The 25,090-nt window shown below is 31.1% G+C and carries 17 protein-coding genes and 1 pseudogene; 15 read left to right on the forward strand and 3 right to left on the reverse strand.

Going from position 1 to position 25,090, the window contains the following annotated elements; genetic code table 11:
- Positions 1–601: 601 nt before the first annotated feature.
- From CLOPA_RS03270 to hisS, 9 genes are all read left to right on the forward strand, one after another.
- Positions 602–1,162 carry a nitroreductase family protein gene (locus tag CLOPA_RS03270; RefSeq protein WP_015614053.1) on the forward strand — a complete coding sequence of 187 codons (561 nt, stop codon included), beginning with the start codon at positions 602–604 and terminating at the stop codon, positions 1,160–1,162.
- A gap of 446 nt (positions 1,163–1,608) precedes the next feature.
- Complete coding sequence (locus CLOPA_RS03275; protein WP_015614054.1) at positions 1,609–2,433, forward strand: carbohydrate ABC transporter permease; 825 nt, start codon at positions 1,609–1,611, stop codon at positions 2,431–2,433.
- A 143-nt stretch (positions 2,434–2,576) separates the two neighbouring features.
- Positions 2,577–3,674 (forward strand): ABC transporter ATP-binding protein, encoded by a 1,098-nt coding sequence (locus CLOPA_RS03280; RefSeq protein WP_015614055.1) that lies wholly within the window; start codon positions 2,577–2,579, stop codon positions 3,672–3,674.
- A gap of 156 nt (positions 3,675–3,830) precedes the next feature.
- Entirely contained in the window at positions 3,831–4,766 is a 936-nt protein-coding gene (locus tag CLOPA_RS03285; protein ID WP_015614056.1) for a carbohydrate ABC transporter permease, read from the forward strand.
- 28 nt (positions 4,767–4,794) lie between these two features.
- Entirely contained in the window at positions 4,795–5,616 is an 822-nt protein-coding gene (locus CLOPA_RS03290) for a carbohydrate ABC transporter permease (protein ID WP_015614057.1), read from the forward strand.
- Between the two features lie 140 nt (positions 5,617–5,756).
- Complete coding sequence (locus tag CLOPA_RS03295) at positions 5,757–7,103, forward strand: ABC transporter substrate-binding protein (RefSeq protein WP_015614058.1); 1,347 nt, start codon at positions 5,757–5,759, stop codon at positions 7,101–7,103.
- Positions 7,104–7,251: 148 nt separating this feature from the next.
- Positions 7,252–8,058, forward strand: a complete 807-nt coding sequence (locus CLOPA_RS03300) for a glycerophosphodiester phosphodiesterase (protein WP_015614059.1) — start codon at positions 7,252–7,254, stop codon at positions 8,056–8,058.
- Positions 8,059–8,298: 240 nt separating this feature from the next.
- The gene (locus CLOPA_RS03305; protein WP_015614060.1) at positions 8,299–9,561 is read left to right on the forward strand and encodes a multidrug efflux MFS transporter; all 1,263 of its coding nucleotides are present in this window, start codon (positions 8,299–8,301) and stop codon (positions 9,559–9,561) included.
- Between the two features lie 680 nt (positions 9,562–10,241).
- Complete coding sequence (gene hisS, locus CLOPA_RS03310) at positions 10,242–11,537, forward strand: histidine--tRNA ligase (protein ID WP_015614061.1); 1,296 nt, start codon at positions 10,242–10,244, stop codon at positions 11,535–11,537.
- Between the two features lie 117 nt (positions 11,538–11,654).
- Here the strand turns inward: hisS and CLOPA_RS03315 are convergent, their stop codons facing one another.
- A complete protein-coding gene (locus CLOPA_RS03315; RefSeq protein WP_015614062.1) occupies positions 11,655–13,847 on the reverse strand; it encodes an alpha-galactosidase in 2,193 nt (730 codons plus the stop codon).
- A 649-nt stretch (positions 13,848–14,496) separates the two neighbouring features.
- On the opposite strand from CLOPA_RS03315, the gene CLOPA_RS03320 reads away from it, so the two are divergent.
- Positions 14,497–15,339 carry an AraC family transcriptional regulator gene (locus tag CLOPA_RS03320; RefSeq protein ID WP_015614063.1) on the forward strand — a complete coding sequence of 281 codons (843 nt, stop codon included), beginning with the start codon at positions 14,497–14,499 and terminating at the stop codon, positions 15,337–15,339.
- 440 nt (positions 15,340–15,779) lie between these two features.
- Here the strand turns inward: CLOPA_RS03320 and CLOPA_RS03325 are convergent, their stop codons facing one another.
- Positions 15,780–16,721, reverse strand: coding sequence for a DUF5107 domain-containing protein (locus tag CLOPA_RS03325; RefSeq protein ID WP_015614064.1), 942 nt, complete (start codon positions 16,719–16,721; stop codon positions 15,780–15,782).
- Between the two features lie 755 nt (positions 16,722–17,476).
- On the opposite strand from CLOPA_RS03325, the gene CLOPA_RS03330 reads away from it, so the two are divergent.
- The 3 genes from CLOPA_RS03330 to CLOPA_RS03340 all read left to right on the forward strand — a co-directional run bounded on the left by CLOPA_RS03330 (position 17,477) and on the right by CLOPA_RS03340 (position 20,706).
- Positions 17,477–18,754, forward strand: coding sequence for an ABC transporter substrate-binding protein (locus tag CLOPA_RS03330; RefSeq protein ID WP_015614065.1), 1,278 nt, complete (start codon positions 17,477–17,479; stop codon positions 18,752–18,754).
- A gap of 187 nt (positions 18,755–18,941) precedes the next feature.
- Positions 18,942–19,859, forward strand: a complete 918-nt coding sequence (locus CLOPA_RS03335; protein ID WP_015614066.1) for a carbohydrate ABC transporter permease — start codon at positions 18,942–18,944, stop codon at positions 19,857–19,859.
- Positions 19,860–19,878: 19 nt separating this feature from the next.
- Positions 19,879–20,706 (forward strand): carbohydrate ABC transporter permease, encoded by an 828-nt coding sequence (locus tag CLOPA_RS03340; RefSeq protein WP_015614067.1) that lies wholly within the window; start codon positions 19,879–19,881, stop codon positions 20,704–20,706.
- Positions 20,707–20,874: 168 nt separating this feature from the next.
- Here the strand turns inward: CLOPA_RS03340 and CLOPA_RS03345 are convergent, their stop codons facing one another.
- A complete protein-coding gene (locus CLOPA_RS03345) occupies positions 20,875–21,624 on the reverse strand; it encodes a helix-turn-helix transcriptional regulator (RefSeq protein ID WP_015614068.1) in 750 nt (249 codons plus the stop codon).
- Between the two features lie 678 nt (positions 21,625–22,302).
- Here CLOPA_RS03345 and CLOPA_RS03350 point away from each other — a divergent pair.
- Together CLOPA_RS03350 and galT are read left to right on the forward strand one after the other, a co-directional pair.
- Positions 22,303–22,947, forward strand: a pseudogene (locus CLOPA_RS03350) (sugar-binding domain-containing protein); the annotation flags it as partial.
- A 203-nt stretch (positions 22,948–23,150) separates the two neighbouring features.
- Positions 23,151–24,641: a UDP-glucose--hexose-1-phosphate uridylyltransferase gene (gene galT, locus CLOPA_RS03355; RefSeq protein WP_015614069.1), complete on the forward strand. Its 1,491-nt coding sequence runs from the start codon at positions 23,151–23,153 to the stop codon at positions 24,639–24,641.
- The last annotated feature ends 449 nt before the right edge of the window (positions 24,642–25,090 follow it).

The following is a 25,090-nucleotide window of genomic DNA, read 5'->3' on the forward strand; positions in this document are numbered from 1 at the left end:
AAGTTTTAGAAAAATTATATACAATTATAGGTAAAAGTTGTATAATTAGGTTAGTTACTATTTCATTAAAACATTAATCCTATGAATTTGCCGGGATATTATATCCTGGTTTTTTGTTGTGTAAATAAAGGGATTTTTATTATTAACTAAATATAGTGAGAGTTAAACATATACTATATTCATAAAAAGTAATAATTAAATTTATCCTAAAGGACAATGATTTTTAAGTATCATAAATACTGATACTTAGAAATCTGTTTATGAGATTACATACAATATAAATAAAAATTTAACAATTAGAAAATAATCCATATAATTTATTAACTAATAAGTGGTAGTGATTGACTAAAATATGATAAAATAAAAATACATATTGTAGTAAAATATTCTGTTATATTAAGTAGATATTTTATTTTAAGCTGGCTTATCCGATGACTAGCCGCTGTAACACCCCACCTTCAAAAGGTAGAGAAACACCGGCACGTCCCTGGGTAATTCATCTAAACTCAGTTGGAATACAAACTCCAACTGAGTAAGATTCATTGATAAAGAAAATGTAATTATATAAATTTAAAAATAAAATTCAAGGAGGGTATGAATTATGGATACTATAAGAGCAATAGAGCAGAGAAGAAGTATAAGAAAATTTAAAGGTAATTTAATTCCAGTGGAAACTATAGAAAAATTATTGGAATTAGCTACTAAAGCACCTTCCGCAAGAAATCGCCAGCCTTGGAGATTTGTTGTGCTGCAGGGAGATAAAAAGGACAAATTAGTAGAAATCATGATTAACGCTGCTAAGGATTATAGGGAAAAAAATAAAGATTTTGGAAGTCTTGAACTCAGCGCTAATTCAATTAAAGAAGCATCAACTGTAGTTTTAGTGTTTAATGCCCTTTCCAATACGGAAAAAGATTATAACCATCATAAATTGCTTGTAGATACTCAATCAATAGGTGCTGCTATTGAAAATATGATTTTGGCAGCAGAGGATATTGGATTAGCTACACTTTGGATTTGTGATATATTTTATTGTGGCAAAGAAATATGCAATTGGCTAGATAGAAAAGAAGAACTTGCAGCTGCAGTGGCCATAGGATATAGAAATCAGGCTCCTCATGAAAGACCACGCAAGGATTGGAGAGAGGTTACGGATTGGTAATAAAAAGGTAGAGTCATTAGCTAAAATATTAAATCTCTAGAATCAATTGATTTTAGAGATTTTCTGTCTTTTCACTGGATTATGTAATTGTTTTAATATAATCATTAATTATTTTAAGCATGTCTAAGTAATATCTATAGTTTATTGAATTATATATCTACGTAAAAATCTATATATTAGGATTTAGGATAAATTATATCAGAATTTTTTATAAGAGAAAAGGCTGGGAGGATTCACAAAGAAATTTAATGGTGTTTTTGTTTTGTAAAAAATAGTTATTATAGGTAAATGTTTTTTAACAAGTTTATAAACCAAAGTTAATTATTTGCAACTATAATCTATTATCATAGTTTAAATAATTTGATGCAATAGAGAATGCTTTATAAGGAGAAGATAGACTTGACTGATGCTTTTAAAATTCAAGGTGCTGAAGAGAGGAGTATATTATGAAAATTAATAAAAAAGAAATAAAATGGCATGTACTTTTATGGATAATAGTTATTTTTGAAATATTTCCATTACTTTTTATGATAGCTACTTCCTTTAAGCCTTTAAATCAGGTATTTACGGACACACTTAATATAATACCTACTAGTCCTACTCTAAAAAATTACAAGTATATAGCAGATAATCTGCCTATCTTGAATTATATAGGCAATACCTTTATTATAGCAGCAGTGATGACTATAGCAAAAACAGTTACATCCATTCTTGCAGCCTATGTATTTGCGTATAAAAATTTTAATGGGAAAAATATTCTCTATTCTATTTTACTGTTAACTATGTTTGTACCCCTTACTGTTACCATGATACCAAATTACATAATAATGTCCCATACAGGGCTTTTAAATAGCAATATTGCTGTGGTTTTGCCACAATTGGCAGATGCTCTTGGTATATTTTTAATGAGACAGAGTATGAGAACTGTGCCAAAGTCTTTTATTGAGGTAGCTAGACTGGAGAAGGTGTCGGAGATAAAGATATTGTCAAAGGTAATATTACCTCTTATAAGAAATTCAATAATGTCCATGGGAATAATATTTTTCATAAATTCCTGGAATGAATATTTCTGGCCAATGCTTATATTAAAAAATAAGGATAAGTTTACACTTCCACTGGCACTGCAGTCTTTTATAAGTCCTGGAGGTGGAAATGACTGGGGTGTTGCCATGGCTGTAGCTTGTTTAACAGTTCTGCTTCCAATGGTGCTATATATAATTTGCCAGAGATTCATAATAAATACTTTTATGAATTCTGGAATTAAAGGGTAAATTTCCTGGGAAACAGATTTAATACTTTTTCTTTATTTACATAATTAAACTTTAAGGTAAATATGACCAATGAATCTTACTTAGTGAGAGTTTATACTGTATATTACCGCCTGTAGGTTAACAGGAAAGGAGCTTTGACAAAAATGGATGGTATAGGATTCAAAAATGTATGTAAAGATTATGATGGTACAAGTGCAATAAAAGATTTAAATTTGGAAATAAAGCAGGGGGAGAGAATTGTAATTTTTGGACCTTCTGGATGCGGAAAAAGTACAATACTTAGAATGATAGCAGGCCTTGAGAGTATATCCTCAGGAGAATTATATTTAGGAGATAAATTAGCTAATGCCATAGAGCCTGGAGATAGAAATATTGCTATGGTATTTCAGAATTATGCACTTTATCCCCATTTGACTATTTTTGATAACATAACCTTTGGACTTACAATGAATAAGGTACCAAAGGATAAAATAAAAAGGAGAGCCTTTGAAGCAATTAGAATATTGAATTTATTTGGTATTGAAAAGAGGTATCCTAAGGAGCTGTCTGGGGGACAGAGGCAAAGAGTGGCACTGGCAAGAGCCTTAGTTAAGAGAGCACCCTATTTTCTTTTAGATGAGCCTCTGTCAAATTTGGATGAACAGCTTAGAGCCTCTGCCAGAGGTGAATTGGTAAAAATGCATGAATTATATAAGCCAACCTTTGTATATGTAACTCATGATCAGGTTGAGGCTATGACTATAGGGAATAGAATTGCAGTGATGGATAAGGGAAAGCTTCAGCAGATGGATACTCCCGAGAATGTTTATAACAGACCTATAAATACTTTCGTTGCAAAGTTTATAGGCTCACCCTCTATGAATTTAATTAATGCTATAGTCATTGGAAATAGATTAATGCTTGGAAGCAATAACATTGAAATACCAGAGGTATGGCTTGATATAATAAAGTCCAGCAATGAAAATAATATTATTTTTGGAGTAAGACCGGAGCACATTACTATAGGAAATATAAACAATAAGAACTCTTTCCCTATCAAAATTAGATATGTAGAAAATCATGGCAGCAGAAAATGTATATATTTTTATTTGGATGAAAATGAAATGATAGCAACTGTAGGCAGCAGCTATAGTGCTGATAAGCTGGATAGCTTATATTGCAGTATTGACTGGTCAAAGGTGCATTTTTTCCATAAAGATGGCAGTAATTTCGGCTATGCTGAAAATACAAAAAAGAGATAGAATTAATAGGCTAATGTAACAATCAGTAATCTATCTATGTAAAATTTAGTTATTACAGGTAAAAGTTTTTTAACAAGCACATAAACTAAAGTTAATTATTTAAGTCTATAATTTACTATTGTGATTGGACAATTATTTTTTGTGGAGGTAGGAGATATGGAAAAAGCAGCAGAGCAGATAGAAGAAACATCTAAACAAGAGTACTTTACTAGAAGTAAAATTGTAGAAAAAAAGAAAAGCTTAAGTTTTTTAGAACCCTATATGTACATAGTACCCTGTTTGATAATATTTATAGCGTTTACTTACTTTCCTTTCTTTAAAACCATATATATGAGTTTACATAATACAAATGCTCAGGGAGACATAAGTTCCTTTGCAGGATTGTCAAATTATTCAGATCTGTTTAAATCAGCTGGTTTTATAAATAGCATTTTAGTTACTTTTAAATTTGTTATTGTAACTACCATACCATCTATAATAATCGGACTTATATTGGCTCTTGCAGCTAATAATAAATTGAAGCTAAAAGGAGTATTCAGTACTTTTTATGCTATGCCCATGGCGGTATCATCTTCATCAGCAGCTATCATATGGTTACTTTTGTTTAATCCTGGTATTGGTTTTGTAAATTTTGTACTGGGAAGAAGTATAGGATGGCTAAGTAGTTCCTTTTGGGGGTTTATTGCAGTAGCTGTAGTTGATATATGGCTTCACAGCTGTATGAATTTTATATTTATAATTGCAGGACTTCAAAATATTCCAAGAGAATTGAGTGAAAGTGCTTCTATAGATGGGGCTAATTATCTTCAGCGTTTAAAAAATGTCATATTGCCTTGTCTTTCACCTACACTTTTCTTTGTATTGGTAATAAATGTTGTAAGTTCTTTTCAAGCTTTTGGAGAAATAAACATAATGACTCAGGGTGGCCCAGCAGGGGCAACCAATGTACTTGTATATTCAATTTACAGAGATGCATTTTTTAATAATAAATTTGCCACAGCTAGTGCTGAATCCATAATTTTATTTGCAATAATTCTTGTTGTAACTCTTGTTCAATTCAAGTATGAGCAGAAAAAGGTATTTTACCAATAAAAATTAAGAAGGGAGATGCATTAGAAAAATGGAGAAAAATATAAGAAAGATATCACTCTATGGCATAAATATAATCTTTGGATTATTGAGTATATTACCAATTTTATATGCACTGGATATTAGTCTTATGCCCCATGATCAGATATTTACTTATCCACCTAAATTAATACCTACAAAATTGTATTTTCAAAATTACATAGATGTACTTAAGACAGCTCCTATATTGAGATTTATAGTAAACAGTTTTGTTGTATCTTCAATAATAACTATAGGACAGATTATAACTTCCTGTTTAGCAGCCTTTGCTTTCTCTTTCTTCGAATTTAAGGGGAAAAAGATAATTTTTGTTATCATTCTGGCTACTATGATGATACCGGATGAATCAGCAATGATATCAAATTATCTCACAATAGGTAATTTTGGTTGGCTTGATACTTACAGGGGATTAGCTATTCCATTCTTAAGTTCTGCCATGGGAATATTCATGGTGAGACAATACTACTTGACTCTTCCTAAAGAAATATATGAAGCAGCTAAAATAGATGGCTGCAGTAATTTTAGATTTTTTATCAGCATAGTATTTCCAATGTCAAAGCCTATAGTAGGATCTTTAGGGGTTTATACCTTCTTATCCAGCTGGAATTACTATTTGTGGCCGCTGCTTGTAACAAGTAAAGATGATTCAAGAACCGTACAAATTGGTATAAGTATGCTTCAATTTTCTGAGAATCAGTCTTATGGTCTCATAATGGCAGGTATAGTAATGGTTATTTTACCTTCAATTATAATATTTATAATTGGTCAAAAGCAGCTTATAGAGGGGATGACTTCTGGTGCAGTAAAAGGTTAGGAATTTATAATTAATTATTTATTGGAAACCTATCGCCTTTATAAGTAGTTTTAAAGAAAATCTTTAAAACTATGTACATGCTTATATTCCAGCGATTAGTATCATATACAAAATATAATAATTTTAAGGGGAGAAATACAATGAAAAAGAAACTCATAAGTATACTGTTGGCTTCATTCTTAGTAGGAAGTATATTTACAGGCTGCAGCAGTTCAAACAGTGCACAAGCAAGTGATAAGCCAGTGGAAATTACATTTTGGCATTCAATGTCAGGTAAAAATGGTCAGGCAATTACTAAAATGGTAGATGATTTTAACAGTACTCACAAGAATATAAAGGTTAATGCTCAATTCCAGGGTAAATATGATGATGCAATAAACAAGTTGAAAAGTGCAGAGAAAGTAAAAAATGGACCGGATGTAATGCAGGTATATGATATAGGTACAAGATTTATGATAGACAGCGGCTGGGCTTTACCAGTGCAGAATTTTATAGATGACGAAAAATATGATATATCAGGTATAGAGCCAAATATAGCAGGATATTATACTGTTAATAATAAGCTTTATTCCATGCCTTTTAATACATCTACACCTATACTTTACTACAATAAGGATGCATTCAAAGCAGCAGGTTTAGATCCTAATAGTCCTCCAAAGACATTTTCAGAATTAGAGCAGGCTGCAGCAAAATTGACTAAGAAAGATGGATCAGGAAAGGTTACTCAGTATGGATATGCCATGGCTATCTATGGTTGGTTCTTTGAACAGTTTGTAGTTAAACAGGGACAAAATTATGCAAATAATGATAATGGTAGAACAAGCGCACCTACAGCTGTAGAATTTGATAAAAATGGTGCAGGACTTAAAGTGTTGAATGAATGGAAAAAACTTGTTGATTCAGGTAATGCGGCTAATTTCGGAAGAGATGAAGACGCTACAGAAAATGCATTTTTAGCAGGTAAAACAGCAATGTACATTGAATCTACAGCAGATTTATCAGCAGATTTAACGGCTATTGGAAATAAATTTCAGCTTGGAACAGCACCACTTCCATCCTTTGATGGTGTAAAAGACGGCGGAGTTTCTATAGGTGGAGCTTCTCTATGGGCACTTGACAGTAAGGATAAAGACAAGCAAAAAGCAACTTGGGAATTTATGAAATATATGGTATCACCTACAGAACAAGCATATTGGGCTTCCCAAACAGGTTATTTCCCAGTTACAAAGAAAGCTTATGATGAGCAGGTAATGAAGGATAATTTGGCTCAAAAACCACAGTTCCAAACTGCTATAGACCAGCTTCATGCATCACCAAAAACAGCTAAGGGAGCTTTAATGTCAGTATTCCCAGAAGCAAGACAAACTATAGAATCAAATATAGAACAAATGCTTCAAAGCAATAAGAGTCCTGAGGATACTGTAAAGAGTGCAGCTGATAGTATAAATGCATCTATAAAGAAATACAACGAAGATAATAAGAAGTAGAGAGAAAATGTTGTATGATGATACTTTATACTGGAGCAAATCTTTGATTATTTACTTGAATGTGCCGAAATTAATCATATATTACGCAAGGGAAAATATAATTAATTGTATATGTATTTAACTTGGTGCTTATATTTAATATAAATGCATGGTAAAAGAATTGGTTAATATTATTTTTACAGTAATTAGTGAGGTAGGGGATATAACTGTGGTTAAAAGTTTAAATATAGCTCATAGAGGGTTTAGTGGAAGATATCCTGAAAATACCATGATAGCTTTTCAAAAAGCAGTAGAAGCTGGTAGTGATGGAATTGAAACAGATGTGCATATTACAAGAGACGGAGAAATTGTAGTATGTCATGATGAAAAAGTAGATAGAACTACAAATGGACAGGGCTTTATTAAAGATCTTACCTACCATGAAATAAAAAACTTACATGCTGGTGTAAATTTTGGAGGGGAATTTGAAAACTCTACCATACCAAATATAGACGAATTTTTGGATTACGTTAAGGATAAAAATCTACTAATAAATATTGAACTTAAAAATGGAATAATTGAATATGACAATTTGGAGAAGAGGATTATAGAAAAGATATATGAATATAAATTAAAGGATAATCTTATTCTATCCTCCTTCAATCATTATTCCATGGTAAAAGTTAAAGAGCTAGACAATAGCATAAAGACAGGACTTCTATATGCTGCTAATCTTTATAAGGTAGAAGAGTATGCCAAAAAACTTGGAGCTGATGCTGTTCATCCATATTTTCCCTCTGTCATGAAGGAAGATATAGTGAAAAATATTAAAAATAGCAAAATAGCTATAAATACTTATACCGTAAATGAAGAAGAAGATATGAAAAGACTTATAGAATTAGATATAGATGGCATTATAACTAATTATCCAGATGTACTTGGCAGGTTGATTAAGGAAGCTGATAAAAATAGTTAACCATTATACTAATTTACTCTAAAATGAATAAGTTTTATGGATTGCATGGGGAATTTAAAATAATAAAAAGTATACTCAGTTTTGAGTATACTTTTTATTGTTTTAACAGATTTTTACAGCAGAAATTCTCATAACAGAAACTACAAATATGTTATACTATTTACAAGGGAAACATCATTCACTTCTGGAAAAAGAAAACATCAGTATTATATATAAGAAATGCGAAAGAAGGTTTATCCATTGAAAATTTGGAAAAGAAATTTAATAGTATGCTGGTTTGGAACCTTTGTGACCCTTATAGGTATGAGTCAGATTGCTCCTATAATGCCTCTTTATATAAAGCAGTTAGGGATTCACAATACCTCTCAAATCGAGCAAATAGCTGGAATTGCCTTTGGGATTACCTTTGTTGTGTCTGCAATTTTTTCGCCTATTTGGGGCTATGCAGCGGATAAGTTTGGACGAAAGCCTATGCTTTTACGTGCCAGTTTAGGTATGGCTATTGTAGTAGGGAGTATGGGACTTGCACAGAATGTGTATGAACTCATTGGTCTTAGAATACTGCAGGGAGTTATAACAGGTTACAGTACTGCCTGTACTACATTAATAGCAACTCAAACAGAAAAAAAACATGCAGGTTGGGCTCTAGGAGTGTTATCTACGGCTTTTGTATCCGGTTCATTGCTTGGACCACTGCTGGGAGGATATCTGGATGAGTTTTTAGGACTAAAATTTACTTTTTTTCTTACTGGTGGATTAATGCTCGTTGCATTTTTCACAACCCTATTCTTTGTAAAGGAAAACTTTGTTCCATCTGAAAAGAAAAAAGTGGAGAGTACAAAAGAAGTTTGGAGACAACTGCCAAATTCTAAAATTATATTAACCTTATTTGTGAGTTCTTTTATTTTACAATTTGCATACTATTCTATAGAACCTATAATAACCGTTTATATAGGCCAGTTGTCCAGAAATTTAAATCATATTGCTCTTATTTCAGGCATGGCATTTTCAGCCTCAGGCCTTGCAAGTATTATAGCTGCGCCAAGACTCGGAAAGCTTTCTGATAGGATAGGACCTCAAAAGGTAGTACTGGGAGCTCTTATTTTGGCTGGAATAATATTTATACCACAGGCATTTGTAAAAAATCCATGGCAGCTTATGGCCTTGCGTTTTGGACTAGGAATTGCAACAGCAGGTTTATCACCATCTATTAATACTCTCTTAAAGAAAATAACTCCAGAGAGACTTACAGGAAGAATATTTGGATTTAATATATCTGCCTATTATATGGGAACCTTCACCGGGTCTGTAGTTGGTGGGCAAATTGCCTCTCGTTTAGGAATAAAATATGTATTTTTTATAACAAGTGCACTTCTATTTTTTAATGTTGTATGGGTTTACAAAGGAGTATATGAAAAATTGAAAAATTATAGTTCAGCTGACCAGGCAGATATTGCTGTAGATGAAGAGGCTAACGGGGAAACAGCTCATAGAACGGCCTAGCTGGAAAATTATGCACCCCAGGTGTGTGTGATTTTCCTGTGATTGCATATATAGTAAATACAAATTAATTTTCACTGAGGTGATTTGGAGAAATGGAATAGCAAATAAATAATGCGCTTTTGCAATATTATTAAAGCTAATATTTATACAAAAATCTATGCACATTTATTGTGAAAGTTGTATATTACGAATTGTAGTTTTTTAGTGAATCTTAGTTGAATATTATATGATTTCAATATATAATATTTACAATAAAGTTTTGGAGGTAATTATGAAAGCACTTAATATAAATAAAATTAATTCAATACATCATCATCACTAGAGACTTGGTCTGCTTAAAGGTGGATACAAGTCTGTTTCCGTAGACTTGTGTCTCTGGGTGATAATGAATTAAGTGTAATTCATAATTTGTTAAACCATGTGGGATATATGCCTGCATGGTTTTTTGGCATACAAAAATCAATGAATTTTGCTTATTGGGAGCTTGTAATCCCAATAAGTTTACATGAATTATCCAGGGACGTGCCGCTGTTATCGTAGAGTATTATAGCGGCTAGTCATCGGATAAAATTGGGCATTTGAAATACTATTGTAAAGGAGCTTTATTCTGCTAATTATAAAAATCTAATAATAAGTGAGTAAATTAAAGAAAATCAAAGATTATAGAGGGAGAGATATATATGAACAATAATATAATTAAGCCAAGTATATTACCAGGTTTTATGGAGCTATTACCAGGAGAGCAGGAAAAGTTTAATGACATAGTAAATAAAATACTTCAGGTCTATGAGAAAAATGGATGTCTGGCTATAGATACGCCAATAATAGAAAAGGCTGAGGTTTTACTTGCCAAAACAGGAGGAGAAACAGAAAAGCAGGTTTACAGCTTTAAAAAAGGAAAAAATGAGCTGGCATTGAGATTTGATTTAACAGTACCCTTTGCCAGATACGCAGCTCAATATTACAATGAGTTAACCTTTCCCTTTAGAAGATATCAGCTGGGAAAGGTTTATAGGGGAGAGAGAAATCAAAAGGGAAGATATAGAGAGTTTTATCAGTGTGATGTAGATGTAATAGGTAGGAATAAACTAAGTATAAATAATGATGCCTGGGTTATAAGTTTAGCATCAAAGGCATTTAAATCTATAGGGCTAGAAAACTATAAATTTCAAATAAGTAATAGAAAAATACTAAAGGGCATATTAAATGAGTTAGAAATAGATAATTCCAAAGATGTAATGATATTAATTGATAAATATGATAAAATCGGAAAATTAAGTTTTGATGAGGAACTTACAGAATTAATTGGTAAGGATAAAAGCGAATATTTAAGCAATGTATTAGATATTAAAGGAAAGAATGAAGAAATATTAGAAGCATTATTAAAGCTCAATGTTAAAAATAATTATTTTATGGAAGGTGTTAAGGAGCTTGAAAAAGTAAAACAGGTATTGGAAATTTTAGGTGTACAGGATAAAGAATTTACAATCAATTTAAAGATTATAAGAGGTTTGGATTATTATACTGGAACTGTTTTTGAGACACTATTAATAGGCAATGAGGGCTATGGCTCTGTTTGTTCAGGGGGAAGGTATGATAACCTAGCTGAAAACTATACAGATAATATATTACCTGGAGTTGGAATTTCCATAGGAATAACAAGGTTATTTTTTGTTTTAAAGGAAATAGGATTTCTTGATAATTATAATATAAAGAAAAAGCTGGAATATTTAATAATACCAATAGATGATACACTGGAATATTGCGGCGCTGTAATGAAAAAGCTGCAGGAAAAGGGCATTGGAGCTGCTATATATCTTGAAGATGATTCCTTAAAGAAAAAAATGAACTATGCTAATAAGCTGGGAGTAGAAAATGTAGTATTAATTGGAGAAGAAGAGGTAATGAAAAATGAAGTAAAAATAAAAAATATGAATTTAGGGAAGGAAATTAGGGTGAAGCTTGAAGAATTGTAATATCTAATGTCATAGATGTTATAATTATTTTTAATGGAAATGAATATATGGATTCAGAAAGACCTTAGGGGCGATTCCTTTTTAGGAAGTACCACCTAAGGTCTTTTTATTTAAAAACTATCCTTCACTTCTTAGCACCCAGGTAATACTCTGATAGTCACCCTCTAAATCAGGAATGACAAGTCCTGAATACATTAATTCATCTCCAGAGAATGTACCTTCTTTTCCTTCAATGGAGTAGTCTTTATCTGGATCAAGGCCTCTAAATTGTATTTTGCTTATTGGTTCATTTGGCGTTGCAAGTACTCTGAAATATGCAGCGAAAGCTTGAGTCTTATCTTCAGAAACTACTATCCAAGCGGCTTCACTTCTTTTAAAAGGACTTATAAGTCTGTACATGTCACCAAACTGAATAAATTCTCTTAAGGATTTATATTCTTTAACCTGATTTTTTACAATTTCCTTTTCCTCCTCAGAAAACTTTGTAAGATCAAGTTCGTAGCCAAAGTTACCGGACATAGCCACATCACCTCTCATTTTTAGAGGAGTATTTCTATGCACCTGGTGATTAGGAACTGCTGAAACGTGAGAACCCATAGTACTGATAGGGTAAACTATGCTGGTACCATATTGAATTTTTAATCTTTCTACTGCATCTGTATCATCACTGGTCCAGATTTGAGGCATATAATATAATATACCGGCATCAAAACGTCCGCCGCCGCCGGAGCAGCCTTCAAAGAGTACATTTGGAAAATCAGAAGTGAGTTTTTCATAAATCTTATACAGTCCTAGTATATATCTATGAGCTGTTTCTCGCTGTCTTTCAGGAGATAAAGACTCTGATCCTATTTCCGTCATATTTCTATTCATATCCCATTTAACATATTCTATATTAACAATGCTTAAAATGTCTGATACTGATTTTATAATATAGTCACATACATCCTCACGGGAAAGATCCAGTATCAGCTGTTTTCTTGCCTGTGTACGTCTTCTGTCAGGTACATGAAGACACCAATCTGGATGAGCTCTATATAAATCACTGTTAGGGGATACCATTTCTGGCTCAAACCATAAGCCGAATTTTAAATCCAAATTATTTATTCGCTTTGCCAGATCATCTAAACCATTAGGAAGTTTATTTTTATCAACCACCCAATCACCTAAAGAGCAGTCATCGTTATCTCTTTTTCCAAACCAACCGTCATCCAGTACAAATAGTTCAATGCCAAGTTCTTTAGCAACTGAAGCAATATTTTCTATTTTTTCTGCGTTAAAATTGAAGTAAGTTGCTTCCCAGTTGTTAACAAGAACAGGTCTTGATTTATCTCTGAAATTTCCTCTACACAATCTGCTGCGGTAGAGTTTATGATAAGTTCTGGACATTTCACCTAGTCCTTTTGAGGAATAAACCATCACAGCTTCCGGTGTCTGGAAAGCTTCACCAGGTTCTAAAATCCAGGAGAAATCAAAAGGATTTATACCAATAGATACTCTAGTAGTTTTATATTGATCAACTTCTGCCTGTGCTATGAAATTTCCACTATAAACCAGATTAAAACCATATACATCTCCATGTTCTTCTGTAGCATCCTTGCTTAGAATTGCCACAAAGGGATTATGCTGATGGCTGCTTGCACCACGTCTGCTTTCAACGGATTGATTGCCATTTATAAGAGGAGTTCTTTCTATCAGCCTTTCCCTTGCCCAAGCCCCATGAAGGTGCATAAAATCGTAATTACAATGGTCAAAATCAATACTAGTGCTTAAGGCACTGAGCAGCTTTAATTTTGTATTACCGCTATTTTGAAAACGTACATTTCTGGTAATTACATCATAATTTTTATAAGCTGTGTAGGATAAAATTGCTTTTAGGCCTATCAAGGAATCCTGTAACACTATCTCTAAAGTATCAGCTTCATCGTCACTTTCTACATAAGTGGCAGGTAGACCTTCAAGATTTGGCTTACCTTCTATAATCTTATGAGAAGCATATCTCAAATCAGTTATAGTTGATCCATTTTCCAGTTGAACGGAATATGCAGGTACTCTGAAATCACTGGTACCGTAAGCAGGGTATTCCTGAGGCAATGTGTCAAGGGATAGTAATTCATTATCAGGATCAGGATTTGGGGAAAAGGAGCCCCTTCGTTTAATGGAGAATAGTTCTTTAGCATTAAAGCTTCTGAGTTTTCTTCCCCAGTAAAGGTGAGTAAGATAATTTTCATCATGTATTTGCATTATATAACTGCTGTTTCCAGCCTTAAGGTGAAAAGATTTTGTATTTTCATCATAAACAATACTCATATTTTTATAACCCTCCCATATGATATGTAATGAAATAATATTATATTATTCCATTCATATTATAAATAAGTTCAAATATAGTTTAGCCTTCTTTAAAACCTTAATTTAAATACTATGTATTACATATAATTTGCAGCTTAAAGTATAAATTCAACTAAGGCATATTCAAATAAATAACTAGTCAGTATGCTAGGCTATTTTGAATCCTACTGCGTCAACAGAACCCTCAGATAGCCCACTATCATCAGAACCTGCTTCCTTGTATGATTCAAAATATTCGTCGCATCTTTGACTTACTATTTATTTTCATATGCCTAATAAATAGCATTTAGGGCAGCCATTTTACAACAGAGTAATTTACTACAAAGTATACAAATAAAAAATAGTAAAATTAAAGTAAAAGAAAACGTTTGCCATACTAATAATTATAAAATTATTATAAATAAATGAAATGGATAAATATAAGATAAATATGGTATAATCTAAGATACAAGATCTATTATTTTGTTTATCCAATGACTAGACTCTGTAATAACTCTCCAGCTACTGGAACTGGAGATAAAAGCGGCATGTTTCTGGATAATTCATCTAGACTTACAGTGAATACAAATTATAATGAAGTAAGATTTCATTGACAGGAGACTTTAATATGGAATTTGAAAGAGAAATAACTTTTTTTTCTACAGCTAATAAAGAAGGATTTGATATTATAGTATATCAATGTGGTATGGAAAAATGTAAGCCTTCCTATGCCTTTGGACCAGCAGTAAGAGATCATTTTTTAATTCATTTTATACTAGAAGGTAAAGGTACTTTTCGTGTTAAGGATAAATCCTATAAATTAGAAAAAAATCAAGGATTTCTCATATACCCAGATACTATAACTTATTATGAAGCGGATAAGGAAGAGCCATGGATATATACCTGGGTTGGATTTAAGGGAATTAAGGCTAAAAATTATCTTAAGTTAGCTAATTTAGATGAGGAGAATCCAATATTTAAATATGAAGAGGGAGATTTCATTAAAAATTGTTTTGAAGATATGAGAAAAGCATCAACTTTGAAAAATGGAAAAGAATTGAGATTGCAGGGACTATTATCAATTTTTCTATCTGAATTAATTGAAAAATCTCCTAACAGTAAAATTATAGATAATAATTATAAGGAAGTATATGTTAAAAAAACTTTGGACTTCATTGAAACTAATTTTTCAAGGGATATAACTGTGCCTGAGATGGCAAAGAATGTAGGACTTAATAAAAATTATTTTAGCTCTTTTTTTAGAGAAAATATAGGAATTTCACCACAACAATATTTAATAAAATTCAGAATGAACAAAGCTTGTGAGCTTATGAAGAATTCTACACTCACAATAAGTGATGTATCCAGATCTGTAGGATATAATGATCCGCTGGGCTTTTCAAAAATATTTAAAAAAACAATAGGACTATCACCAAAAGCTTATAGAGAAAGCCATTTTAAATTAATGTGATTTAAAATTTGCAATAGCGAGAAATGGCGAAGTAAATATAAAGATTGATTAAACTAATAGATGATAATTTTGCTCATTGACAAAAGTGAAAGATAGCCGCTGAAGCGTCAAGGTGAAAGATTTAACCTGGGCTTCGCCGCGGTTAAAGGTGAAAGAATTCACGGAGTGAATAGTGAAGGATGCTTTTTCTTCGCTGTGCTACGAAAAAAGCTTTATAAATAAAAATTTAATGATTATAAAAGGCTAATTATGCTTTATTTTAAAATTTTTTCGTAGAGAAAGGTCGAAAAAATATCCTTCACTTTTGGCTTTAGCCAAATCTTTCACTTTCAACCAGCGAAGCGATGTTGAAGCTTTCACCTTTCACGAAGTGAAATCTTTCACTGGTAATGAACAGAAACCTTCAAGTTAGTTCGCAATCTTTTTATATTTGACTTTGACTATTGTTCTACCTTTTTCAACTGTAATGAGATTTCAAAATTAAGTGGTTCTTTTGGTCTTAAATAATATAATTTATTGTTGCTTTTGGCAGTGTCTATATCATCATAAAAACCATTTGTAGGTTCAAGGGCACAATTGTAATCACCTCTAAAACCACCTTCTGTAACCCAAAAACCAAGATAAGGCAGTTTGTCTTTATCAAAATTTATAGTAAAGAGCGAAGAATTACTAGGATAATATATAGAACATTTACCTTCGTTGACTATACCACTTACATAATATTTTTCAGTTTTATTTAAAGAACTGCTGCCAATTCTATCTAATCTATAATCTTTATTGTCTAAAGTTTTAGTTATAGGATAACTGTGTATTAAATTTTTTTTGCCTAGTACATCACTGTCGTGAACATTTATAATTTCAGTAGTATTTTTAGGAAAGGATATTTCAATATCTTCACTGCAATTTACTAGGCAGTGCATGGCCCAAATGCAGGGAAAGGGTGAATTACTTTTGTTTACTATGTTATACTTTATTTTAACAGTGTCATTTTCAAGGTGAATTAGTTTTTTATAAGTATAGGGTAGAATAGAGATGGAACAAGTCAATTCAAGATATCCATCTATAATCCTATAGTCAAAAGAAGAAGTCCATATTTCACCGTGATCAGGATATAAAATTTCTTTACCTTCGTATTGTACTCTAGAGGAATCTATAGTTGGAAAAGCGTCATCAAAACCCGACGCATCAAAAGAAGCAAAATCAGAATTTAATCCAGGTTTTTTGTATTCGTTTTCTTTGTTTTGAAATAATAATTCAAATTTACTTAATTTATTATAGAGAGAAACAAGCTTACCTCCTAAGCTCGGGATAACAATTATTTTCAATTCATCATTTTCTAATGTAATTGAACTCATGTTTTTAAAAGTATTTTTATAAATCATGATATAAAACTCCTTTAATATTTTATATTTACTAATGTTTTAATCTTAGATTGAATTATTAATTTTATTTATATAAATTAAAGTATTAGAATCCATGTAGGAAAAGGTTTTCTATAATTAATTTTAACATATTTATTATATACTTTGAAGTAAAATTAAAAATTTATTAATTATAATCCTTATCCAGGGACGTAGCCACTCTTTACTCCCACTTTGAAGAAAAGCAGAGAACAAAAATCTTTGATTTTCTGTGAATCGCTTTCACAGAGTGCAAGTAGAGAGCCAAAATTTTTAATTTTGTGCGAATCACTTTCATAGCGTGCGATGGAGTAAAGAGTGGGTAGTCATCGGATAAAATACAAATTACATTTATAACTATATTCATTGTATATCTATGTTTAGTAAAGATTTACTTTTTATATTACTACTTACATATGAGTTTGAATTATAGTTGTACTGAAGGATTAGTACCATTATAAGCCGATATAAGGGGGATTATCGTATATAATTATATATTCTTCGTAGAAAATTATAGTTTATCGTAGAAAATTAATATATTATTGGAAAACGTTTTCTGATATACTGTAAACGTAAACAAAAGTAAAGTTAAGGTAAAATATATAGTAAAAAATGTTTATTCTTTACCATATTGATTACTAAAACACTAAGGATTTATGAGGGGGTCTATAAAAATTATTAACTAAAAGAGAGCTATGCTTTCTGTATTAATTTTAAATAAGAGAGGGGATTAAAAAATGAAAAAAAAGTTAAAAATGATTGTTGCTCTTGCAATTGGTATTGTAACAACCATGTCTGTTCTTGCAGGTTGCGGAAGCTCAAGCAGTTCTTCAGGGGGAAATGTAACACTTACTTATTCAATTTGGGATAAAAATCAACAGCCTGGAATGCAGGCTATAGCCGATGCTTTTCATAAGAAGAATCCCAATATTACTGTAAAAGTAGAGGTAACACCTTGGGATCAATATTGGACAAAGCTAGATGCAGGGGCTTCCAGTGGAACCATGCCGGATATATTTTGGATGCACTCAAATCAGTATCTAAAATATGCAAATGGTAATATGCTGATGGATATAACTGATAAAATAAAGAACAGTAAAGAAGCATCCATGAGTAACTTCCCTGAAGGTCTTGTAGATACTTATACTGTTAAAGGAAAATATTATGCAATGCCAAAGGACTATGCAACTATAGGCTTATGGTACAACAAGACTATGTTTGATGCAAAGGGTATCCCTTATCCAGATGATACTTGGGACTGGAATAAACTTTTAGAAGCTGCACAGAAATTAACTGATCCTTCAAAGGGAGTATATGGATTTATAGCTCCTGCAGATGATGAACAGGGCTATTATAATTTTGTTTATCAAAATCAAGGATATATTCTTTCAAAAGATAAGACAAAATCAGGTTTTGATTTACCAGCAACAAAGGAAGCTATACAATGGGACGTGGATTTAAGTCAAAAATATAAAGTTTCTCCAACTCAACAGCAATTTGCAGACACGCCCTTTACTCAATACTTTGAATCAGGAAAAGCTGCTATGGGACTATTCGGATCATGGATGGCAAATGAATTCCAGGCAAATGATTATGTTTCAAAAAATTGTAATGTAGCTGTTATGCCTAAAGGAAAAGTAAGAGCAACTATATATAATGGATTAGCAAATTCTGTTTCTGCAAAAACTAAGCACCCAGAAGAAGCGTGGAAGTTCTTGGAATACTTAGGAAGTAAAGAAGCTAATACTATTCACGGAGAAAAAGGTGCAGCAATACCAGCTTATAAAGGTACAGAAGAATCATGGGTAAGTGCTTTCAAAGGTTTCAATGTAAAAGTATATCCAGAAATGCTTCAGTATGGAGTTGTATTCCCTAATTCAGAAACAAAAGCAAAATGGTATCCAATTCAAAATGAAACAATGACAAAAGTGTTTAGTGGACAGCTTTCTGTAGAGCAGGGAACTAGTCAGGTTACTAAACAGATGAATGATTTGTTAGTTACAGAAAAGAAATAATTTAATATAGTAATTGGTGCACTTTGTACCAATTACTATAACCAAAACATTGATAAATTTATCCTAAGAGACTAGTCGCTGTGATATATCATCTTTTATTAGAGTAGGAGATAAGCGTGATATGTCCATGGACAATTCATCTAAATAATAAGATTATTTATCAGTTATGATAGAAGGAGGAGTAAAAATGAAAGCTGTGGGTAAAGCTTCAGATAAAAAACAGACTTCAAGAAAGTTCCAGGATCATACCTGGGCTTATATTATGATAGCACCTACAATAATAGGACTTATTATTTTAAATATATGGCCTCTTATTCAGACCGTTATATTAAGTTTCAATACAGTAGATGGTTTTAATCAGATGCAGTGGTCTGGATTAACCAATTTTAAGAAATTATTTGATGACCCCGAAGTATGGCAGGCAACCTGGAATACTCTTAAATATACTATAATTTCTGTTCCCATTGGTGTTATTCTTTCACTGGTTGTTGCTGTACTTTTAAATGCAAATATTAAAGGGAAAACTATATATCGTGTAATTTATTTCTTACCAGTAGTTTCAGCTCCAGCTGCCATAGCTATGGTTTGGAAATGGCTTTATAATTCAGATTATGGTCTATTCAATTATATATTATCCTTGGTAGGTATACATGGTCCAAAATGGCTTTCTGATCCTAAAATAGCTCTTTTATCTATAATTGTGGTTGGAATATGGAGTGTTCTAGGATATAACATGATAATTCTTCTTGCTGGGTTACAGGAAATACCTAAGACTTTTTATGAAGCGGCTGAAATAGATGGTGCAGGTCCAATCAGAAGATTCTTCGCTATTACATTTCCACTGGTATCGCCAACTATGTTCTTTGTGGTTATTACATCTATAATTGGAGGACTTCAGATATTCGATTTAATATTCATGATGATTGACAGGACAAATGGGGCATTACAATCTACAGAATCTTTGGTATATCTCTTCTATAAATATTCTTTTGTTATGAATGATAAAGGATATGGTTCAGCTATAGTGACGCTATTATTGGTAATAATATTGGCAATAACTGTAGTACAACTTAAATTACAGAAAAAATGGGTTCACTATGATTAACCTTATGGAGGTGTAAGTTATGGAAAATGATAATAAAAAGTCAAATATTATTGTTCATGTTATATTGATAATAGGTGCTTTTGCAATGGTGCTTCCATTTTTGTGGATGATAATAACTTCATTGAAAACTCTTACGGAATCAACACAGATTCCACCTACACATATTCCTAAAATTTTTAAATTAGGTAACTATAGCGATGTTTGGAATCAGTTGCCCTTTGCAGCTTTTTATGCAAATACGTTTCTAATGATACTTTTTAGAATAATATTCTCAGTTTTCTTCAGTGCTATGGCAGCTTATGCTTTTGCAAGAATAGAATTTCCAGGAAAAAATATTTTCTTTATGATAATACTTATACAGATGATGATTCCAGGCCAAATATTTATTATTCCACAGTATCTCATAGTTTCAAAACTTGGATTGCTGAATTCTGTAGGGGCTTTAGCTGTACCTGGAGTTGTAAGTGCCTTTGGTACATTCCTGTTAAGACAGTTCTTCATAGGAATACCTGTGGAACTGGAAGAAGCAGCAATATTAGACGGATGTAACAGATGGCAAATATTTTGGAAGATAATGCTTCCATTAACCAAATCAGGATTAGTTGCAATTGGAATATTTACTGCATTATTTGCATGGAAGGACTTAATGTGGCCTTTAATTGTAAATACATCTATAGAAAAAATGCCTTTGGCATCAGGACTTGCATCACTTCAAGGGCAGTATGCTACAAACTTCCCTCAGCTTATGGCAGGTTCAATGATAGCTATATGGCCAATGCTTATATTATTTATAATATTCCAGAAACAATTCATTCAGGGAATAGCAAGTACTGGTTCAAAGAATTAATATTGGTAATCTAAAATTAATATAAATGAAAACTCGAACTACCCTTATTAAGTAGATTCATTAATTATGAATAAAAAATTAGTCTCAGCATATATAAGTTTAAATGCTGAGACTAATTTTTTATAAGAGTGATTTTGCTTTATAAATATAAGTATATTACCTTATATGTTACAACCCATTCTTTGACCTGTATTCTTTGGGAGTCAATGAAGTTTGTTTTTTAAATACGCTGCAAAAATAGGAAGTATTGCTAAAACCTAAGATTTTAGATATGTCATATATTTTATTATTTGTATCTAAAAGAAGTTCTTTTGCCTTTGATATTTTTAATTCAGTAATATAGTCAGAAATATTTTGTCCAAATTTTTGTTTAAAAACATAGCTTATATAATTGGGAGTATAATTAAATTTATCTGCAATGCTATTTATACTTAAATTATTTAAATAATCTTTTTCGATAAATTTTATGATTCTTTCAGCAATTATAGAATATTTATTATTAGAGTTATTTAAAAGATATTGATTAATATAAATAAGTAAATTTTCTATTAAATTAGAGACATCTTCTGGTGTTTCCAAATTAAATAAAGACTCACATAATAATTCATGGTTATATGAGAAAATATTTAAATTTTGATTCTTCTCTTTTAGTAAAAATATTATACACATAATTATGGAAAAACATAAATTTCTTATATGCATCTTATCTGAAATAAAGATATCATCTTTAAATAGACTGTTAACGTATTCTTTTATATTCGAAGTATCACTAGAGTTAAGTAGTATGTTTATACTATTTTGCATTTCATTTAAATCAATTATTTTTATATTTGGGTCATGAAAGCTATCAATTATATTCTTGGTTTTTTGTATATCTAATTGAGAATTGCCTATAATTAATAAATTGAGCACTATCATATCACCCCTACAAAATAAAAAAATTATTTGTAAAACGATTACATAAATTAATTATATAATAAGCTAATTTTACTAAAATATCAAGCTATTATTATAAGGTTTTAGTAAAATAAACTTCTAAAACTTAACATAACAGATTTTATTATTGAGCAAATTTATATAAATTATTATTAAGTAAATTTTTATGAAAATAAAATTATGTGAATAAGATAGGGGCTTGTGGTATTTGCAATAAATTATCTGTACCTAATAAATATAGTCTTATATTAAACTGAAATTCATAATTTATACTAATACAAAAAATTTTCAACAGAATAATGTGGGTTTAAGATAATATTAGATTCAATATTTATTTATATTTAGTGTGTAAATTCTATGTTATGAATTGCCAGATATTAAATATTAAAGTTGACTTTTTTAATAAAAATGTAGTAAAATTGTAGTAAAGAAATAATTATTTTTTACTAAAGTAAAGGATTACATATAATTTTTAGAATTCATCAACAACACTTGTGGTAATTTTATCTGATCACTATCCAAGGTAATATTCTAGTTTCTAAAAAGAGGGATAATAGCTGCATATACTTGGATAATTCATCTAAACTTAGTGAGAATACAAGCTTTCACTGAATAACATTTGTTGATAATAGAATCTTTAATTTTTAGGGGGAAAAATTTATGAGATGTAAAGTCCCAAGCATAAATTGGCTTTCAGATACATCCGCTTATGAAGTCAATAGAATTAAAGCCAATTCAGATCATAAATATTACTTGACACAGCAGGAAGAAGAAAAGGGAAAGATGATATTAAGACAAAATTTAAATGGAAGCTGGAAATTTAGTTTTGCCTCAAATCCAAAATCTAGAGTTAAAGATTTTTATAAGTTGGATTTTGATTGCAGCTGTTGGAAGAAAATAGATGTACCTGGACATATTCAACTTCAAGGTTATGATAAAGCACAATATATAAATACCATATATCCCTGGGATGGACATAGTGCTTTAAACCCTCCAATGATATCAGAAGAATATAACCCTGTAGGAAGCTATGTAAAATATTTTTCTGTAAAGGACAATATTAAAGGAGATCCTCTATATATTTCTTTTCAAGGAATAGAAAACGCTTTCTATGTTTGGCTCAATGGAGAATTTATAGGATATAGTGAGGACAGCTTTACTCCTGCAGAGTTTGAATTGACGGACTATGTGAAAGAAGGAGAAAATAAGCTTGCTGTTCAGGTATATAAAAGATCTACAGGAAGCTGGCTGGAAGATCAAAACTTTTGGAGTTTTTCAGGAATGTTTAGAGACGGATATAAATATTTTGGATAGAGTATAATTTATTAGAAAAATTAAATAAAAAATTAAAGAAATTTCAAAGACAATGTTCAAAGAAATATGAAATGAATAAAAAAAGGAGGAAGTTACCAAAAGGTTAAGGGCATTGCAAAACTCGAAAAAAGATTTAAAGCTTTCAGATCATACTTATAAAGAGTTTTTATAGACTTTTGGTAACGGAAATATTAATGGATATATATGAAATTATTCAGAGCTTAATCAATAAAGAAATAGACCTTCAGCTTATTGAAAAAGAGGATGAAATATATGTAAGAAACAGAGTCATTGATCTTTTGGGAATAAATGATTTTGTCTTAAAGGAACCCATAAAGGCTGAAGACTACTCTGTACCAGACCTTCTTGAGAAACTTATAGAATACGCTTGTGAGCAAAAAATTATTGAAGAATTATTCTATGGAAGGGAAATTTTATCAAGCAAAATAATGGACTGTTTTATGTCTAAACCTTCTACAATTAATAAAATTTTTTATGAAAAGTTTGAAACTGATCCGGAAGCTGCCACAAACTATTTTTATGAATTGAGTAAAAACAATAACTATATCCAGACAAAGCAAATTGCCAAGAATATAAATTATAAGGCTCCAACAGAATACGGAGATCTGGATATAACTATAAATCTATCTAAGCCGGAAAAAAATCCTAAGGATATTGCCAGAGAAAAACTGGTTAAGAGTACAAACTATCCTAAATGTTTACTGTGCATTGAAAATGAAGGATATGCAGGTAAGGCAGGACATCCTGCAAGAAGTAATCATCGTATAATTCGTATGAATCTTATGGATGAAGAGTGGAACTTTCAATACTCACCTTATGCATACTATAATGAACACTGTATTGTACTGGCAAGTGAACACAGGGACATGAAAGTTGATAAAAATACTTTCTCAAGACTGCTTCAATTTGTAGAAAAATTTCCACACTATTTTGTAGGTTCCAATGCGGATTTGCCTATCGTGGGAGGATCAATTTTATCCCATGATCATTATCAGGGTGGAAGATATGAATTCGCCATGGCAAAGGCAGAAGAGGAATATGAATTTAAATTGGATAAGTTCAAAGATGTAAGCTTTGGTATTGTTAAATGGCCTATGTCTGTAATTAGAATAAAGGCGGAAGATAAATCTTCCATTATAGAAGCAGCAGATTATATACTAAATTACTGGAGAGAATACAGCGATCCCGCAGCAGGTATTTATGCTTATACGGAAAATGCACCTCATAATACAGTAACTCCAATTGCCAGAAAGCGAAAAGATGTATTTGAATTGGATATAGTGCTTAGAAACAATCGTACAAGCGAAGAACATCCACTGGGTATTTTTCACCCGCATGAGGATGTACAACATATTAAAAAAGAAAATATTGGGCTCATTGAAGTTATGGGTCTGGCAGTATTGCCGGCAAGACTTAAGACGGAATTAAAGGAAGTTGAGAGATACATTTTGGGTGTAGATAATAATATAGCAGAACCCCACAAGCCTTGGGCTGATTTACTTAGAGAGAAGTACAAAGGTAAAATAGATAAAGACAATACGGAAGAAATTGTGAGAAAAGAAACGGCTGCTAAGTTTTTGAGAGTTCTGGAAGATGCAGGAGTATTTAAACGCAATGAAGAGGGAATGAAATACTTTAAGGAATTTATAAGTAGCATTTCATAAACAGACTTATAAAGCTGCAAATACAAGCAATGGTTTTTCTAATAAATCTTACTTAGTGTATATACAATCTTCTATTAAGGTGAGAGGTTATAATTCAGAGACATATTAGTGTTAAATAAAAATATGAGTAAAATAAAAATTTGTTACTCATATTTTTCTTTTTTGAACAAAATTCACAAAAAAATATATTTTAGTATATAATATATTTTTTTCAGTACTATATAGTAAAATGTTACAAAAATAAGTATAAACCTCAAGTAATTATTGAAAAAAGCTGTTTGTATAGTATATATTATTTATAATGAGTATATATAATTTCAAATAAGTATTTGGGAAAGTCATTTAGTATAATTGAGATTAATATATAGATAAACAACTTCAATAATTAATTTCTATAAAGTAAAAAGTATTGAAAATACTCAGTTTTATTAATAGTTAAATTAAGTTCT

Source organism: Clostridium pasteurianum BC1 (assembly GCF_000389635.1).
Lineage (GTDB): Bacteria > Bacillota > Clostridia > Clostridiales > Clostridiaceae > Clostridium_I > Clostridium_I pasteurianum_A.

What these genes read in the sequence shown, in the direction of transcription:
- galT (WP_015614069.1), top strand. Translation starts at nt 23,151, where the DNA reads ATGGATATATATGAAATTATTCAGAGCTTAATCAATAAAGAAATAGAC.
- CLOPA_RS03270 (WP_015614053.1), top strand. Translation starts at nt 602, where the DNA reads ATGGATACTATAAGAGCAATAGAGCAGAGAAGAAGTATAAGAAAATTT.
- CLOPA_RS03325 (WP_015614064.1), bottom strand. Translation starts at nt 16,721, where the DNA reads ATGATTTATAAAAATACTTTTAAAAACATGAGTTCAATTACATTAGAA.
- CLOPA_RS03285 (WP_015614056.1), top strand. Translation starts at nt 3,831, where the DNA reads ATGGAAAAAGCAGCAGAGCAGATAGAAGAAACATCTAAACAAGAGTAC.
- CLOPA_RS03275 (WP_015614054.1), top strand. Translation starts at nt 1,609, where the DNA reads ATGAAAATTAATAAAAAAGAAATAAAATGGCATGTACTTTTATGGATA.
- CLOPA_RS03300 (WP_015614059.1), top strand. Translation starts at nt 7,252, where the DNA reads ATGGTAAAAGAATTGGTTAATATTATTTTTACAGTAATTAGTGAGGTA.
- CLOPA_RS03330 (WP_015614065.1), top strand. Translation starts at nt 17,477, where the DNA reads ATGAAAAAAAAGTTAAAAATGATTGTTGCTCTTGCAATTGGTATTGTA.
- CLOPA_RS03295 (WP_015614058.1), top strand. Translation starts at nt 5,757, where the DNA reads ATGAAAAAGAAACTCATAAGTATACTGTTGGCTTCATTCTTAGTAGGA.
- hisS (WP_015614061.1), top strand. Translation starts at nt 10,242, where the DNA reads ATGAACAATAATATAATTAAGCCAAGTATATTACCAGGTTTTATGGAG.
- CLOPA_RS03290 (WP_015614057.1), top strand. Translation starts at nt 4,795, where the DNA reads ATGGAGAAAAATATAAGAAAGATATCACTCTATGGCATAAATATAATC.
- CLOPA_RS03315 (WP_015614062.1), bottom strand. Translation starts at nt 13,847, where the DNA reads ATGAGTATTGTTTATGATGAAAATACAAAATCTTTTCACCTTAAGGCT.
- CLOPA_RS03340 (WP_015614067.1), top strand. Translation starts at nt 19,879, where the DNA reads ATGGAAAATGATAATAAAAAGTCAAATATTATTGTTCATGTTATATTG.
- CLOPA_RS03345 (WP_015614068.1), bottom strand. Translation starts at nt 21,624, where the DNA reads ATGATAGTGCTCAATTTATTAATTATAGGCAATTCTCAATTAGATATA.
- CLOPA_RS03320 (WP_015614063.1), top strand. Translation starts at nt 14,497, where the DNA reads ATGGAATTTGAAAGAGAAATAACTTTTTTTTCTACAGCTAATAAAGAA.
- CLOPA_RS03280 (WP_015614055.1), top strand. Translation starts at nt 2,577, where the DNA reads ATGGATGGTATAGGATTCAAAAATGTATGTAAAGATTATGATGGTACA.
- CLOPA_RS03335 (WP_015614066.1), top strand. Translation starts at nt 18,942, where the DNA reads ATGAAAGCTGTGGGTAAAGCTTCAGATAAAAAACAGACTTCAAGAAAG.